Raw genomic sequence first — 17114 nt, forward strand, 5'->3', positions numbered from 1 at the left:
GCAATAAATTAAATTATTGAAAAATATACTTATAATTCATATTAAATTAAATCAATAAAAAATATGGATCCATAAAATATTTTTAAATTTGTAATTTCAAGAGCTATCCAAATCCTGTATGGGATTGAAGAATTATGGATCCAAATTAAAACCATAAAAGATTTCGCTTCTAAAACTAAAAAGAAATACAAAAGTCTTTAATAGCAATTAGAAACATACAAAACCACCAACTCTAAAGAACAATATTTTTTAAGAAATATACTGCTTATCAATTGACCATTATTTTTATTTATTATAAATTGGATCCAATAAGTGATAAGGAGTCGTCACAATGTTTATTAAAAATGCATGGTATGTAGCCTGCCGCCCAGAAGAAATTCAAGACAAACCGTTAGGTCGCACCATCTGTGGTGAAAAAATTGTTTTTTATCGTGGTAAAGAAAATCAAGTTGCAGCCGTTGAAGATTTTTGTCCGCATCGTGGTGCCCCACTTTCACTAGGTTATGTCGAAGATGGAAACCTCGTATGTGGTTATCATGGTTTAGTCATGGGCTGTGACGGAAAAACTGTTTCAATGCCAGCTCAACGTGTAAATGGTTTCCCTTGCAACAAAGCATATGCAGTTGTTGAAAAATTCGGCTTTATTTGGATATGGCCAGGCGAAAAGGCATTAGCAGATGAATCAAAACTCCCAACTTTAGAATGGGCAGATCATCCTGAATGGAGCTATGGCGGAGGTCTGTTTCACATTCAATGTGACTATCGCCTCATGGTCGATAACCTGATGGATTTAACTCACGAGACCTATGTTCACTCAAGCAGTATTGGTCAAAAAGAGATTGATGAATCATTGCCAGTGACAAAAGTAGATGGCGACCATGTCATTACCGAACGTTATATGGAAAATGTGATCGCACCTCCATTTTGGCAAATGGCCCTTCGGGGTAATCACTTGGCAGATGATGTACCTGTTGACCGTTGGCAACGTTGCCACTTCTTTGCCCCAAGTAATGTGCATATTGAAGTCGGTGTGGCACATGCTGGGCATGGTGGTTATGACGCATCAAATGACAAAAAAGTTTCCTCAATCGTGGTCGATTTTATTACGCCAGAAACTGAAACTTCACACTGGTATTTCTGGGGAATGGCGCGCAACTTCCAACCAGATAATGCTGAACTCACCGATCAAATTCGTGAAGGTCAAGGCAAAATCTTTACTGAAGATTTAGAAATACTGGAGCAACAACAACAAAATATTTTAAACAATCCCCATCGCAAGTTACTGATGCTTAACATCGATGCGGGCGGTGTACAGTCCCGTAAGGTGATTGAGCGACTCCTTGCTGAAGAAAATAAAACACCTCCGGAAACATCCGCACAAAAGTTTCCAAACATTCGGATTATTTAAAGGAGCATGAACATGGACGTTATTATTCAAAAAATTCACCAGCTCACCCCGACCATTCGTGCCTTTGAACTGATTGCAGCAAATGGTACAGAGCTACCGAATTTTGAAGCAGGTGCCCATATTGATGTGCATCTTAAAAATGGTCTAACCCGTCAATATTCACTTTCTAATTGTTGCAGTGAAAAGCATCGTTATGTAATTGGTGTTTTACATGATGCTAACTCACGCGGTGGTTCACGTTGTATCCATACTGAATATCGTGAAGGTGATCATTTAAAGATTGGTGAACCACGTAATTTATTTGAGATTCACCCTCAAACCAAACAAGCAATTTTATTTGCTGGTGGTATTGGTATTACACCTATTTTATCGATGGCATATCGGCTTAAGTCAGCCAATATTCCTTTTGAATTACACTACTTTGTTCGTAGTCATGAAATGATTGCCTTCTATGGCAATTTGACCAAGCACTTCGGTGATCAAGTTCATTTTCATATTCAAGATCAGCCAGACACCGAATGTAATATGGCAGAGGTTTTAGGCGAGAGTTCACCTGACAAACACTTATATGTGTGTGGGCCTACAGGATTTATGAAGTTTGTCATGAGCTCAGCCGAACAAGCAGGTTGGCATAGTGAACAATTACATCAAGAGCATTTTGTCGCTCAAAAAGCAGATATTTCCAACAATGAAGCTTTTACCATTGAAGTTAAAGGTACGGGTCGTCGAATTGAAGTATTGCCAGAACAAACCGCCACTGAAGCATTAATTGCAAATGGTTTTGATATTCCTGTTTCATGTGAACAAGGTATTTGCGGTACGTGTATTACCCGCGTTGTAGAAGGCACGCCAGATCATCGTGATATGTTTATGACTGAAGATGAACATGCACTAAATGACCAGTTTACGCCCTGCTGTTCTCGTGCAAAAACTAAAAATCTTGTGATTGAACTTTAACACCCAAGTTCCTTTATTCAAAAATAAAGGAACTTATTTTCATCTTAGGTGCTTAAAACATTTCTTAGCGTTTCACCTAAAATCACTACACTACTGTGCTCACGCATTAAAGTTTCAGCGCGCCCTGCCTGTCGATGTGTCAACGCATCGAAAATCGAACAATGCTGTAAATGTGCATAGTGCAAACGACGATATTCCGACAAAGCTTGCTTCTCATCATAGGTAATGGCTTGAGCAGAAGCCATCGGCAATTGATTGTTTTTTGCTAAAGCTTGTATGAGCGCTACATTTTGCGCGCCCTCAATAATCGTGTCATGAAAAATGACATTAAAATGATGATAACGTTCCAGTTCAGCGTCGCCAAACTCGTCTTTTTCATTAAAGAGTTTTTCGGTTTCTTGAATGCAATGTTGCAGTGTCTTTTTCTGCTCTTCGCTTAAACCTTGTTCTGCCAAAGTTTTTGCAGCCAACCCTTCCAGCACACCCCGCACTTCAAGCGCATCATGAACCAGTTGTTCTGAAATTTCACGGACGGTGTAGCCACGGGTTGGGTTCTTGATGAGAAGACCTTCTTGTTCGAGCAGCCGAAATGCAATACGAACAGGCTGTCTCGAAACCCCAAGTAACTCAGCAGTGGGAATCTCAGCAATTCTGGCACCACCTTCAAGTTCCCCTGAAATAATCATTTTTCTTAATTTAAGTAAAACTTGTTGCCCTGAAGACATTTGCTGCCACATATTGTCAAAAACGTCACTTCGATGCTAACAACTTCATTTGCAAAATGAAATAAATTTTCTGTGTGAATCAGTGCTTGGGAATTTAGCTCGTCCCCCAAAAGCTCATTTATTTAAAGGTTTTTAAGATTATTCACCATGATATCGAGGTTATTACGAATTAAATAAGCCAGATTGATATCAATGCCTTCAAGCATTTTCTCTTCAACTTTTAATACAACTTCATTGCATTTATTCAGTTTTTCAACACCACTTTCGGTCAGTGTAATTAAAATACGGCGGCCATGCGTAGGGTCTGGTTTCTTTTCAATCCAACCATTAACCAACAAATCTTGCAAAATTTTATTGGCCGATTGCGGCTTAATGAAAGAGCGCTCAGCAAGCTTGGCATTGGATACATTACTTTTTGAAGCTAAAACAGAAAGTGCAGTAAATTGTGGCAAGGTAATTTCAAGCTCTTTTAAATGTTCTGTTAAATGTTTACTAATAATTCGGTCAACACGAGCAATCATATAACTTAACTTAGGCTCATCTTCTATTTTTTTCTGAACTAAATTTGAACGTACCATAACCTTTCATTCATCATAAGAAAATCTGTAGGAAAGTATGAGGCAGTCACCCCATACTTTCGTTAAAACTTAGCGAGCACCTGAGCTTTGTACTAAATGTACAGGCTGTTTAGGTTTTTTGACAAGAAGTAATGCAGAGATCGCTGCAATTAAAATCACTGGAATGCTTGAGCCAATCACAATTGTCGAGCTTTGTCCAAGTGAGAGTAAAAAACCAGCCATTAAAGGTCCAGCAAAAGAACCAATACGTCCAATTGCAACCGCCGCACCAACTCCGGTTCCACGCATTTCAGTCGGATAATACATTGCGGCTAAACCGTACAATGCCGATTGTCCACCCACAATGAATAAACCACAACCCACTGCCGAAAGTGCCAATAAAGCCACCGTTGGAGAAATTGCCAAGCAGCAAAGTGAGAATAAAATGCCTAGATAAATCAACTTAATCACAAAACTCATGCGTAATTTATCAAGCAACACACCCATTAAGATTGAACCTAAAATTCCACCAACGTTGTAGCCCATCTGTACATAATTTGCCTGAAGTTTCGATAAGCCTTGCGCGCCCATGAGTAACGGTAACCAGTTCAACAAGAAGTACAACACCACTAAGGTACAGAAGAAACTTACCCAAAGCTGAATAGTCGACATGCGGCGTTCTTTGGCAAATAAAACCTCAAAGAATGGAGTCGTTTTTTGTGCTTGAACTTTACGTTGCAGGTAATCATTTGACTCAGGTAAAAAGCGCATGATGAGTGGAATTAACAAAATAGGCGCAATACCACCAATATAGAAAATATGACGCCACTCTGCATCACCCGCCAACGACATGGCAACGACAGAAGTCAATAATCCACCAAAAGGAATGCCACTATACATGATACTTACCGCTTTGCCCTTGTGCTGGTCAGGCACAGCTTCAGAGGCAAGTGTAATCATCATCGGAAGTGCCCCACCCATTCCTAAACCGGTACAAAAACGGATGAGTAACAGCAAACTGAAGTTAGCAGCATATGCTGTTAGCAAAGACATAATTCCAAAAAGTAGAATACTAAAAATCAGAATTTTCTTACGCCCAATAATATCTGCAAATCTGCCACCTAATATTGCACCCGGTAGTGTTCCCAAAATTGCAGCACTAAATGCCCATGCCATCTGGCCATTGTCCAACATAAACTCAGCCCGCATTCGTGGAGCGGCTACCCCCATTGATTGAAGATCAAAACCTTCAAAAATTGCGATTGCAAAGCAAAGTAGTAACGTAATCTTTGCTCTTGCAGACTGTCCTAATATCTTTTCCATTGTGTTGTCCTTTATTGACTAGTCGTTCCATTTAGCCCTTTGTGTATTGTTGTTTAAACACACCAAAAATATCAGTTAAACTTACTAAAAAATCAACATATTTTTATGTAAAATTATTTATTAAATTAATTTTTATTTAAAATACATACAATTATAAAATAATTATTAAATTTTAAAAAAAAGACTTGAATGTAAGTTTAACTGATATTAAATTAAATCTCAGAACATCACAAAATCATTCAAGGAGTATGAAGATGACTTATGAAAATCGCTGGGAAACCGTAGATGTTAAAGTTGAAGATGGAATTGCTTGGGTCACACTAAATCGCCCAGAAAAGAAAAATGCCATGAGTCCTACACTCAATCGTGAAATGATTGATGTGCTTGAAGCCATAGAACTTGATCAAAATGCGCGTGTTTTAGTATTAACTGGTGCAGGTGATTCTTGGACAGCCGGCATGGACTTGAAAGAATATTTCCGCGAAGTCGACACTCAGCCTGAAATTTATCAAGAACGTATTCGCCGTGACTCATGTCGTTGGCAGTGGCAACTTCTTCGTATGTATTCAAAACCAACTATTGCAATGGTTAACGGCTGGTGTTTCGGAGGCGGTTTCTCACCATTAGTGGCGTGTGATCTTGCGATTGCAGCAGATGAAGCAACCTTTGGTTTATCTGAAATTAACTGGGGTATCCCACCAGGCAACCTTGTAAGCAAAGCAATGGCAGATACCGTAGGTCACCGTGCAGCTTTGTATTACATCATGACGGGTAAAACCTTTAGTGGTAAAGAAGCCGAGACCATGGGACTTGTGAATAAGAGCGTACCGCTTGAACAGCTAAAAGCAGAAGTCACTGAACTTGCAAATTGTTTACTTGAGAAAAACCCTGTGGTTCTTCGTACAGCTAAAAATGGGTTTAAACGTTGCCGTGAGCTCACATGGGACCAAAACGAAGACTACTTATATGCCAAGCTCGATCAATGTATCCATCGTGATACTGAAAACGGTCGCCAAGAAGGTTTGAAACAATTTTTAGATGAAAAATCAATTAAACCGGGTTTACAGAGCTATAAACGTACTGGTTAACTTTTGATTCTCTAATGGCAATGTAAGGACGCATCCCATGCAAAATGTACAGTTACTAATTCACGGTCAATCTGTTGATGCATCAAATCAGGCAACTTTTGAGCGTATTAGCCCCATTGATGGATCAGTGGCAAGCAAAGCCGCTGCTGCAACACTGGAAGATGTTGATCGTGCAATCGAATCGGCGCAACAAGCTTTTAAGGTATGGTCGAAGCTCTCGCCTACTGAACGCCGTTTACGTTTGTTAAAAGCAGCCGATTTAATGGACCAAAAGACCGAGCAATTCATTCAAACTGGAATGCAAGAAACAGGTTCAACTGCCACATGGTATGGGTTTAACGTTCACCTTGCTGCCAACATGTTACGTGAAGCAGCAGCAATGACCACGCAAATTGACGGAAGCCTGATTCCGTCAGATGTGCCGGGTAATCTTGCCATTGGTGTACGCGTTCCTTGTGGCGTTATTGTTGGAATAGCACCTTGGAATGCACCTGTCATTTTGGCAACACGTGCGCTTGCTATGCCTTTGGCTTGTGGTAACACGGTAGTGTTAAAAGCCTCGGAAGCCTGCCCAGCAACACATCGTCTCATTGGTGAAGTGTTACATGAAGCGGGTCTAGGTGAAGGTGTGGTCAATGTGATTACCCATGCAGCCGAAGATGCACCACAAATCGTGGAGCGCTTAGTGTCTCATCCAGCCGTGAAGCGCATTAATTTTACGGGTTCAACTAAAGTCGGAAAAATTATTGCCGAGACTGCTGCTAAATATTTAAAACCAGTTTTACTCGAACTTGGTGGCAAAGCCCCTGTCGTGGTTTTAAACGAGGCCGACATTAATGAAGCAGTAAATGCCGTCGCTTTTGGAGCGTTCTTTAATCAGGGGCAAATTTGCATGTCGACCGAACGTGTTTTGGTTCAAGACAATATTGCCGACCAGTTTATTGAAAAGCTGATTGAGAAAACACGTTCCATTCAGGCGGGCAACCCAACCTCGAAAGAAAATGCACTCGGCGTTTTAGAAAGTCGCCGTGCCGCAAACCGTATTCAGCATTTACTTGAAGATGCCCAAAACAAAGGTGCCGACTTACCTTTAGGCATTCATATTGAAGACACCACCATGCAACCGACGTTGGTGCTCAACATTAAGCCTGACATGCTGCTTTACCGTGAAGAATCGTTTGGGCCTGTCTGCACCGTACAGCGTTTTTCAAACGTTGAAGAAGGTGTAGCACTGGCAAATGACAGCGAGTTCGGTCTTTCTTCGGCAGTGTTTAGCCAAAATATTTCGCAGGCATTGGAAGTGGCTAAACAGATTGATTCGGGTATTTGTCATATCAACGGTGCAACCGTGCATGACGAAGCTCAAATGCCATTTGGTGGTACAAAATCGAGTGGTTACGGACGATTTGGTAGTAAAGCCTCTATTGGTGAATTTACCGATTTACGCTGGATTACCATTCAAACCCAATCACGCCATTACCCGATTTAGTCGGGTTAATGTGAACAACGACATATTAAATAAAAATTGCATGATGCAAAAAAATAAAGCGCAGTGATGCGCTTTCCATGGAGTGAAAGAAATGCAAATGAATGCCACTCAATCACAAGACCGCGAACGGTTCGTAAAATTAGGGCAACATGATATTCATTATCAATATAAAGATGACACGCTCTATATCAGCCCAAAAGAGCAATTAAAACCGTATCCACAAAAACTGACAGATCGGTTAATTCATTTTGCACAAACCAAACCAGACCATATTTTTGCAGCAAAACGCAATGCTCAAGGTGAATGGGTCAAACTGAGTTATGCAGAAGTTTTACAACGTGCATGGCATATTGCTCAGGCTTTGCATGAACGTAATTTAAACCAAGAAAGACCACTCGTCATTTTAAGTGGTAATGATCTTGAACATTTAACACTCTCTATGGGGGCTATGCTGGCGGGTGTACCTTTTTCAGCAATTTCCCCTGCCTACTCTCTTATTTCTCAAGACTTTGGCAAACTCAAACATGTGTTTGAAGTGCTCACACCTGGCTTGGTCTATGCCAGCGATGGTCAAGCCTTCGCCAAAGCCATTCAGGCATGTATGACACCTGACATTGAAGTGGTGACCAACAAAGGTCTTGTGGGCAATCAGATCTGCACGTCTTTTCAGTCGCTATTAGATACGCCCGTTTCAAATGTTCAAGAGTTTTATCAAACCCTTGATGAAAACCAGATTGCCAAATTCTTATTTACGTCAGGTTCAACCAAACTCCCTAAAGCTGTACCGACCACGCATTTAATGTTGTGTGTTAATCAGCAAATGTTATTGCAGACTTTCCCTGAATTTGAAGAGACTCCTCCTGTTCTTCTTGACTGGTTGTCTTGGCACCACACGTTTGGCGGCAGTCACAATGTCGGTATCGCGCTCTATAACGGCGGTACGATATACATTGATGACGGCAAGCCTGTTCAGGGCAAATTTGACGAAACCATTCATAATCTCAAAGAAATTTCTCCAACAGTTTATTTAAATGTGCCAAAAGGTTGGGAAGAACTGACCGAAGCCCTAGAAAAAGATGAGGAATTAAGAGATCGCTTTTTTGCCAAAGTTAAAATTTTATTCTTTGCAGGTGCAGCGCTTTCAGAAGCAGGTTGGAACAGATTAGATAAAATTGCTCAGCAACATTGCGGAGAAAAAATTCGCATTATGAGCGGATTGGGCATGACTGAAACTGCACCATCTTGTGCTTTTACAACAGGTCCACGCGTGATGGCTGGCTTTATTGGTTACCCTGCTCCGGGATGCGAAATTAAGCTGGTTCCATGTGGTGACAAACTTGAGTTTTGTGTTCGTGGCAAACATGTCATGAAAGGCTATTGGCGTTTAAGGGCAGACCAACAAAGTACTGTTTTTGATGATGAAGGCTTTTTTCACACAGGTGATGCCGTTCGTTTGGTTGATGTAAATGATCCGACTAAAGGCCTGATGTACGACGGACGCATTGCCGAAGACTTTAAACTCAATACTGGTACTTTTGTTAATGTGGGCACACTACGCAACAAAGTACTGATTCAAGGTAATTTACTAGTTCAAGATGTCTGTATTACAGGATCAAACCTGAATGCTGTTGGTTTTCTGATTTTTCCAAAATTAGAAGCTTGTGTTCAATATGCAAGCCTTAAGCATGGTGAGCATTCTGCAACAGAGATATTACAACACCCTAAAGTCCAGCAATGGTTCCGTCAATTTTTAACGACCTTTAATAAAGATGCGACTGGCAGTTCAAATACAGTCTCAATGCTTTATTTAATGACCGAACCACCTCAGCTCGATGCTGGAGAAGTGACCGATAAAGGCAATCTCAATCAAAGCAATATTACGAAACGTCGTGCAGCTTTAATTGATGAGCTTTATCAAAAACAGGGCGACAACCCACTCATTATTCGGGTACCCACCTTAAAGCAATAAGCAATTGAATTAAAAAAAGGAAGCTCAAACTTTGGTTTGGGCAATAGCCTCACTTTTGCCTAAAAAAAGGTTCAACATGCCACACGATACAGAATTTGAACTATTTAGAGACAGTTACCGCAGGTTCTTAAAAGAACAGGTCGCTCCGTATTACGAGCAGTGGGAACACGATGGCCTGATCCCACGTGATCTATGGCTTCGTCTTGGGGAAAATGGCTTTTTGTGCGTAGATGTGCCCGAAGAATATGGCGGCTATGGCGCTCCTGTTCATTACTCTCTCATGCTGGTTCAAGAAACTGCTCAAGCTGGCTTTGCATCTTTGGCTGTTGCCATTGGTGGGCAAAATGAGTTGGTCTCTCCTTACTTGCAAAATATTGGAACTGAAGAGCAAAAACGTTATTGGTTACCCAAAATGGTGACAGGTGAAGTGGTCACCGCAATTGCCATGACAGAGGCCAATGCTGGTTCAGACTTACAAGCCATACGGACTCAAGCCGTTTTAGAAAATGATCACTATCGTGTAAATGGTTCAAAAACCTTTATTTCAAATGGTTTGCATGCCGACCTGATTGTTCTGGTAGCTAAAACCAACCCTCAAGCCAAAGCAAAAGGTATTTCGATTCTTTTAGTTGATGCTGCTTTAGACGGCGTTAAAAAAGGCCGCTCTTTACAAAAAATCGGACTACATGCCCAAGATACAGCCGAACTTTTTTTTGATGATGTTTGTGTGCCTGCAACCCAGCGTTTAGGCAAAGAAGGACAAGGCTTTGCTTACTTAATGCAAGAGTTACCTCGCGAACGTTTAAGTATTTCCATGATGGCTTTGGGATCGATTTTAGGAGCCATCGAAATTACTAAAGACTATGTACTCGAACGTAAAGCTTTCGGGCAACCTTTAAGCCAAATGCAAAACACACGGTTTGTTCTCGCAAACGCGCAAATCAAAGCCAAAGCCGCCCAAGCTTTTGTAGAGCAATGTGCAGCGCTGTATCAACAACACCAATTAAGCGTCACTCAAGTTGCCGCACTGAAATGCTTTATCACAGATGCCCAATGTGAAGTGATTGATCAATTACTTCAACTTTTTGGCGGCTACGGTTACATGCAGGAATACCCGATTTCACGTTTTTTTGTGGATGCGCGGGTACAAAAAATTTATGGGGGAACCAATGAAATTATGAAAGAAATCGTCGCCCGAGAACTACTCGGAAAATAATTCGATTTAAAAACCAAACGAGGCGGACATAACAACCATGCCTTGTTGAAAACAAGAAATGATATTTCAGGAAGAAATGCTATGTCGAAATTATGGATGTACTCTACCCTTATACTCTCTGGTTCAGTGTGGGCTGGCAATTTTATTGACAACAGCTCAGTAGAACTCACCACACGAAATTTCTATTTTGACCGCGACTACCAAGAGCAATCTGCTTACCCTGCTGCCAAGGACTGGACACAAGGGTTTATTCTCAAAGCCAATTCAGGTTATACCGAAGGGACTGTCGGTTTTGGGTTGGATGTACTTGCAACGGCAGGCTTTAAACTCGATGCCGACGCCGAGCATGGAGGTACAGGAAACTTACCTAGAGACACGCGCACCAACGAGCCTACCGACTCTTATGGAGAAATTGGTGTCACAGCTAAAGCTAAAATGAGCCAGACCGAACTTCGCATTGGTACGTTAATGCCAATGAACCCTGTTTTAGTAGCTTCGCCTGCTCGTTTGCTTCCTCAAACATATCGAGGAATTTCACTGACCAGCAAAGATATTAAAGACTTCGACTTACAGGCAGCCTATCTCGATAAAGTGAATCATCGTGATTCAACCAACTATGAAAAAATTAAAATTTCAGGGGTGAATGGACGGTTTAAAAGTGCCGAAACTGACGGACTCTATTATTTAGGTGGGAACTATCAGCTTGATCCAACAATCAAGCTCACAGCTTTTTACATGGATGTTGATGATCTTTATAACCAGACCATGGTCGGTGCCTTACATCAACATAAAATTAATGACACTACTAATCTTAGCTCGCAGTTACGCTACTACCGCAGCCGTGATGACGGACAAGCAAAAGCAGGTTTAGTCGATAATGATCTGTATCATGCGCATTTCGAACTCAAACATCAAAACCATAAATTTATTTTTGGAACCTTCCAACATCACGGCGACACTGCATTTCCGTATTTAACCGGAGGTGAAACTGGCCTACTCATTGATACATGGCCGGGCGAGTTTTTAAACCCAAAAGAAAAAGCCTATAGCTTCCGCTATGAATATGACTTTAAAAATTATGTGCCGGGTTTACGTTTTATGACCCGTTACACCACAGGTCACAACATTTATGCACCTAACTTAGGTGGAACCAATCTAAAAGAACGCGAAACAGACTTTGATTTAGGCTACACCGTTCAAAGTGGCTGGTTAAAAAATCTAGGTTTACGCGCGCGCTATGCCATTTATGACAACAACATGCTTTCTACAGCCAACATCAAACCTGTAAATGAAACCCGTATCAACATTGATTACACATGGAAATTTAAATAAATCAGAAAGAGGTTCTGTTGCGCATAGAACCTCTTTTTTATTTTGGGAAATCAATCATGAAGAAAGTTCTAACACTACTCTGCGGATTTAGTCTTATTGCTCTGACCCATGCCGAAACGCAATATAGTCCACCGCCCATTCAGCTTGAGCCTTTAGCAAAATTTAGTGTGGATCTGAATGCGCCTGTTTGGGAGTTAGGTGCCACCAGTGACGCAGGTAAACGCCGAATTATTGCTATTACAGGTGGAACATTTGAAGGGAAATCACTTAAGGGCCGCATTTTAAATAATGGCGCAGATTGGCAAATTGTCGACAGCAAAGGACTGGCAATTATTGATACACGATATTTGTTAGAAACCGATGACGGCGCACTCATTTATCTTCAAACCAAAGGTTACCGACATGGCTCAGCAGAAACGCTAAAACAACTTGCCCAAGGCAAAGATGTCGACCCGAAAAATTACTATTTCAAAATTACCATGCAGTTTGAAACCAGCTCACCTAAATACTCATGGCTTAACCAAACCGTTGCAGTAGGTAGTGCAATGCGCTTGGGCAAAGCGGTTATTTATGATGCCTATACGCTGAAATAATAATTTTTATAACACCTACAAAAAGGATGGAGCCTTCATTATGGATCAAAAAACTTTAGAACATTTACCGCCCATCCATCACCATTTGGGTGGACACAATATCCATTGGAATGACAAAAACACTGAACTCACCATCCACTACACGGCCCTAGAAAGCTTTACCAATCCACGCGGCACCGTTGAAGGCGGCATGATCTGCGCCATGCTTGACGATGTGATGGGACTTTTTGCATATCTCGCCAATGACCGTAAACCTGCCACCACCATCAACTTAACGATGGATTTTTTAAGGCCCTGTGCTGTGGGCGAAGTCATTACAAAATGCCGTTTCATTAAACAAGGCAAAACCGTACTTAATCTCGAAAGTGAAGCTTGGCAAAACAACAAAATGATTGCACGAAGCACAGCTAATTTTCTGGTTTTAGATTAATTGCGACCATTCATTCAATAAGGATATGAATAAATGAATTACACCAACAATAAACGAATTTTGACCCACTCCGCTTTAGTACTTGCCATGCTTGGTTCTTTGGTAGGCTGTGGAAGTGACAGTGATGACACAACTACGCCCTCAACAACGAAACCACCTCAGTTGTCTCCTGCTGTGGGCGTAAAAATGACAGGAAGTTGTTCAGACTTACTCGGATTTCAATATAACAATACCGTGATTAGCTCGGCCACTCTTCAAGAGGCAGGTACATTGACGGTAGCCAACAAACCAATTGGTGCTCATTGTTTGATCAAAGGTTATATGGACCAACGTGTAAGCCCTGTCGATGGACAAACCTATCAAATTGGTTTTGAAATGCGCTTACCTGTTGATTGGAACGGCCGTTTTCTCTATCAAGGCAATGGTGGAACCGATGGTAATTTAATTCCTGCAACGGGTCAGGTCGGCAGCGGTGGTCCACTTACCAATGCCCTACATGATGGTTTCGCTGTTATTTCTTCCGATGCAGGACATAATGCATCACAAAATCCAATGTTTGGTTTAGACCCTCAAGCCAGAATAAACTACGGTTATGGTGCGATTACCAAACTCACGCCTATGGCAAAAAATCTAATTAAAACAGCGTATGGTAAATTGCCAGACCGCTCCTATGCAGGCGGCACTTCAAATGGCGGACGCCACGCCATGATTGCGGCAACCCGTTTGGGCGACCAATATGATGGAATTTTGGCAAGCACACCGGGTTTTCATTTGCCTCGCGCAGCCGCAGCTCAACTCTATACAGCACAACAGCTTCGTCGAGTTGCAACAGACGAAAATGACTTAAGTACCGCCCTCACTCTTTCAGAGCGTAAAGTATTAGCAAAAGCGATTTTAGATCGATGCGATGCGTTAGACGGTGTTGCAGATGGACTGGTTCAAGATGTTGAGGCTTGCCGTACTGCATTTGATATTCATCAGCACGTACCCGTTTGCTCAAGCACAAGAGATGGCACCTGTTTAAGCACTGATCAAATTGATGTATTAGCCAACATTTACCGCGGCCCTGTAAATTCTGCCGGACAAGCACTTTATGCAACCCAGCCTTTCGACCCCGGTTTAGTCGGCAGTAACTGGGCAAGCTGGAAATTCGAATCTTCGGTGGGAACAGCACGTGACCCAGTTGCAGTCGGTATTCTTTTTCAGGTTCCACCAGACCCAACTGTGACTCAAAACTCTAGACAGTTTGCCTTTAACTATAATTTTGATACTGATTATCTAAAACTATCGGCGACCAATGATGTATACACCGAAAGCTCTATATCATTTATGATGCCACCCGATGAATTGAATCTGGATAAACTCCGTAATCATGGTGGAAAAATGATTGTGGTACAAGGTACAGCAGACGGCGTTTTCTCTGTAGATGACACTCAGAATTGGTACGATCAACTGCTGCAACACTATAAAAATGATGCAAAAGGTACAGCGCCTGAATTTGCACGTTTCTTTAGAGTTCCGGGCATGAACCATACCCGTGATGGCATTGCGACCGACCAATTTGATGCACTAACCGCTTTGGTTAACTGGGTTGAATATGGGCAAGCGCCTGACAAAATCATTGCAACCGCTCGCGGCGCAGGTAACCCAAGTGGTCAAGTGAATACTGAACTTCCACAGGACTGGGCACCAGACCGTACCCGTCCACTTTGTCCTTACCCACTGATTACCCGTTACAATGGTCAGGGTGATAGTGAAAAAGCTGAAAACTTTAGCTGTAAATAACAGGTATTCAAAATTAAAAAGAGAGCTCACGTAGGCTCTCTTTTTTTATTTTGCTAAGTATCACTATTGAATCATTATCAAATGATATTTCATCCAATGCCTGCATCGCTGCTAAGATAACACCGAAAACCAAAAACTCATTTCGATATGCAAAATCAGACTGCTTCAACCCAACCCTCGAATCAACTTGGAAAAGCACTGCTTTGTCTTATGACATCAGCATTATTATTTTCCATTATGGGGGTATGCATTCGTTTTGCTTCAGAAACGGTAGACAATGCCACCGTCGTGTTTTTTAGAAATGCAGTGGGTTTATTTATTTTTATTCCTATGCTTTTAAAGCAAGGCTTAGACTTTGTTAAGACTGATAAACTCTGGATGCACACGTGGCGAAGTCTAGTCGGTCTTGCTGCAATGTATGGTTTTTTCTATGCCATTGCGAACTTAAAACTATCGAATGCGATGGTTTTTAGCTACTCATCTCCAATCTTTATACCACTCATTGCATGGCTTTTCTTAAAAGAAAAAATCACAAAATCGATGATTTTTGCCGCCGTTATTGGATTAATTGGAGTTTTATTTGTCGCTAAACCCGACCAAGGGCTATTTAACGCATTATCCTTTATTGGCTTGGGTGCATGCTTTTTATCAGCCATGGCTTTTGTAACTGTAAGAGCTTTAACCAGTACAGAACCGCCTGAACGTATTGTTTTTTACTTTTGTATTTTTGGTAGCTTAATTTCATCAATTCCAATGTTCTGGCATTGGCGTATTTTCACTTGGCATGAACTCGCATTGCTGATTGCCGCAGGACTTTTAGCAAACATTAGTCAACTTTTTATGTCTTATGCCTACAGCCTAGCCCCAGCAGGACAAATTGGCCCAATGAATTACATTGCCATTATTTTTGCAGGAATTTGGGGATTTGTTTTTTGGCATGAATTACCGGATCTGTTTAGCATCATCGGCATATTTATTATTTTATTTGCGATTTTGCTCTGTAATCCATTTTTGCAAAAAAAGTTATTCTCTTGCTTTAAGTAGCAGGCAAATCTTATTCTAATTTAGGTACTGTATTCGATACTCATTTGGTGAAATGCCTGTCCAGTGCCGATAGGCTTTTCTAAAATTAGAAGTATCTGAAAAGCCAATTCTCTCAGCAATTTCATCTATAGATAAAGTCGTCTCTCGCAAATATTCATCAGCAAGACGGCGCCGAGTTTCATCTAACAATTCTTGATAGGTTAAATTAAAACCCGCTAATCGCCGATGTAAGGTACGCTTTGAAATATGCAACTGCTCAGCCATTTCTTGAGCCGATGGGAAAAGTCCTGTTCCATCTAACAAGATCAAACGAATCGTTTTCACCAACTCAGGCTCTTCAAGTTCAGCTGTACCTAACATCCGCTCACAAAACGACTTACACATATCCGCGGTAATCGGATTGGCATTTGGACAAGGTACATCAAGCCACTTTAAATCAAAGTGCCATTGCATTACGCCAGCATCAAACTGAACAGGACAATGAAAAACTTTTTCATACTCTTCTGCATAGTCAGGCGCTGGATAAGGTAATAAAAGCTTCTTCGCTTGAAATGGCCCTTCAAGCACACGTTCAATTAAGGTTTGCATGGAGCTAAACCAAAACTCGCACACCAAAGGCAGAAGCTTACCAAGTGCAATAATGTCCTGCCCTTCAAAAACAGCAGCATCATCTCGAATATAAAAAGACTTCTTTAAAATAGGCCCTGCAAGCTTAATGTGTCGAATGCCAAGCTCTACCGCTTGCCTAAAATTACGCGAAGAATATAGTGCATAACCATATACCCCAAAATCTGACAGCCGCTGCTTTTGCCCAGCACGGAGGCCAATTAAGGGATCATGAGATAAACGTTGAATATTTTGAAATAACTGGATTTTTTGAAGTTGAGAAATATATAAAGAGGGTTGATTCATCGCATCTGGTGAAATATTTGTACCAGATAGAACATCTGACATTGAATGGCCTTGCAAGCCCATTTCATCAAATAAACTGGTCAACCCCAGCAAATATGTATTCGAACCGAAAGATGTATTATCATAATTTCCTTCGATAACAACATTTGTACTTTTATAAATATTATTAGGCATTTAACTCACACCATCCCTAGAGTGACGTGCATAATGGCACTAAACTACCTCTTGTTGTCTCAATTTAACATCGACCATACAACGCTTCAAGCATAAAGTATGATAAGCAAAA

Annotated in this window: 15 protein-coding genes; 11 read left to right on the forward strand and 4 right to left on the reverse strand. The window is 41.2% G+C overall.

Features of this window, described 5'->3' with window-relative positions:
* The first annotated feature begins 331 nt into the window (after positions 1 to 331).
* The gene (locus tag AC07M3_RS05095) at positions 332 to 1408 is read left to right on the forward strand and encodes an aromatic ring-hydroxylating dioxygenase subunit alpha (protein WP_494566716.1); all 1077 of its coding nucleotides are present in this window, start codon (positions 332 to 334) and stop codon (positions 1406 to 1408) included.
* Between the two features lie 12 nt (positions 1409 to 1420).
* Complete coding sequence (locus AC07M3_RS05100) at positions 1421 to 2365, forward strand: PDR/VanB family oxidoreductase (protein WP_494566717.1); 945 nt, start codon at positions 1421 to 1423, stop codon at positions 2363 to 2365.
* Between the two features lie 44 nt (positions 2366 to 2409).
* Here the strand turns inward: AC07M3_RS05100 and AC07M3_RS05105 are convergent, their stop codons facing one another.
* From AC07M3_RS05105 to mhpT, 3 genes are all read right to left on the reverse strand, one after another.
* Positions 2410 to 3102 (reverse strand): GntR family transcriptional regulator, encoded by a 693-nt coding sequence (locus AC07M3_RS05105; RefSeq protein WP_494566718.1) that lies wholly within the window; start codon positions 3100 to 3102, stop codon positions 2410 to 2412.
* A 110-nt stretch (positions 3103 to 3212) separates the two neighbouring features.
* On the reverse strand, positions 3213 to 3668 hold the full coding sequence (locus AC07M3_RS05110; RefSeq protein ID WP_494566719.1) for a MarR family winged helix-turn-helix transcriptional regulator: 456 nt from the start codon (positions 3666 to 3668) through the stop codon (positions 3213 to 3215).
* 69 nt (positions 3669 to 3737) lie between these two features.
* Entirely contained in the window at positions 3738 to 4970 is a 1233-nt protein-coding gene (gene mhpT, locus AC07M3_RS05115) for a 3-(3-hydroxy-phenyl)propionate transporter MhpT (RefSeq protein ID WP_419295808.1), read from the reverse strand.
* Between the two features lie 248 nt (positions 4971 to 5218).
* Here mhpT and AC07M3_RS05120 point away from each other — a divergent pair, with 248 nt between their 5' ends.
* The 9 genes from AC07M3_RS05120 (at position 5219) to AC07M3_RS05160 (ending at position 15916) form a co-directional block, all read left to right on the forward strand.
* Positions 5219 to 6058 carry a p-hydroxycinnamoyl CoA hydratase/lyase gene (locus tag AC07M3_RS05120; RefSeq protein ID WP_171056761.1) on the forward strand — a complete coding sequence of 280 codons (840 nt, stop codon included), beginning with the start codon at positions 5219 to 5221 and terminating at the stop codon, positions 6056 to 6058.
* A 37-nt stretch (positions 6059 to 6095) separates the two neighbouring features.
* On the forward strand, positions 6096 to 7547 hold the full coding sequence (locus tag AC07M3_RS05125) for an aldehyde dehydrogenase (RefSeq protein WP_494566720.1): 1452 nt from the start codon (positions 6096 to 6098) through the stop codon (positions 7545 to 7547).
* A gap of 82 nt (positions 7548 to 7629) precedes the next feature.
* Positions 7630 to 9516, forward strand: coding sequence for a feruloyl-CoA synthase (locus AC07M3_RS05130; RefSeq protein ID WP_494566721.1), 1887 nt, complete (start codon positions 7630 to 7632; stop codon positions 9514 to 9516).
* Positions 9517 to 9592: 76 nt separating this feature from the next.
* Positions 9593 to 10732: an acyl-CoA dehydrogenase family protein gene (locus AC07M3_RS05135; RefSeq protein WP_494566722.1), complete on the forward strand. Its 1140-nt coding sequence runs from the start codon at positions 9593 to 9595 to the stop codon at positions 10730 to 10732.
* A gap of 81 nt (positions 10733 to 10813) precedes the next feature.
* A complete protein-coding gene (locus AC07M3_RS05140; protein ID WP_494566723.1) occupies positions 10814 to 12064 on the forward strand; it encodes an OprD family porin in 1251 nt (416 codons plus the stop codon).
* Between the two features lie 56 nt (positions 12065 to 12120).
* Positions 12121 to 12657, forward strand: coding sequence for a DUF3237 domain-containing protein (locus tag AC07M3_RS05145; RefSeq protein WP_494566724.1), 537 nt, complete (start codon positions 12121 to 12123; stop codon positions 12655 to 12657).
* A 40-nt stretch (positions 12658 to 12697) separates the two neighbouring features.
* Positions 12698 to 13087: a PaaI family thioesterase gene (locus tag AC07M3_RS05150; protein ID WP_000372406.1), complete on the forward strand. Its 390-nt coding sequence runs from the start codon at positions 12698 to 12700 to the stop codon at positions 13085 to 13087.
* Between the two features lie 33 nt (positions 13088 to 13120).
* Positions 13121 to 14872 (forward strand): tannase/feruloyl esterase family alpha/beta hydrolase, encoded by a 1752-nt coding sequence (locus tag AC07M3_RS05155; protein WP_494566725.1) that lies wholly within the window; start codon positions 13121 to 13123, stop codon positions 14870 to 14872.
* 147 nt (positions 14873 to 15019) lie between these two features.
* The gene (locus AC07M3_RS05160; protein ID WP_494566726.1) at positions 15020 to 15916 is read left to right on the forward strand and encodes a DMT family transporter; all 897 of its coding nucleotides are present in this window, start codon (positions 15020 to 15022) and stop codon (positions 15914 to 15916) included.
* Positions 15917 to 15931: 15 nt separating this feature from the next.
* Here the strand turns inward: AC07M3_RS05160 and AC07M3_RS05165 are convergent, their stop codons facing one another.
* Positions 15932 to 17002: an AraC family transcriptional regulator gene (locus AC07M3_RS05165; protein ID WP_494566727.1), complete on the reverse strand. Its 1071-nt coding sequence runs from the start codon at positions 17000 to 17002 to the stop codon at positions 15932 to 15934.
* Positions 17003 to 17114: the final 112 nt, after the last annotated feature.

The sequence above is a fragment of the Acinetobacter sp. GW821-FHT09D10 genome (assembly GCF_059416285.1).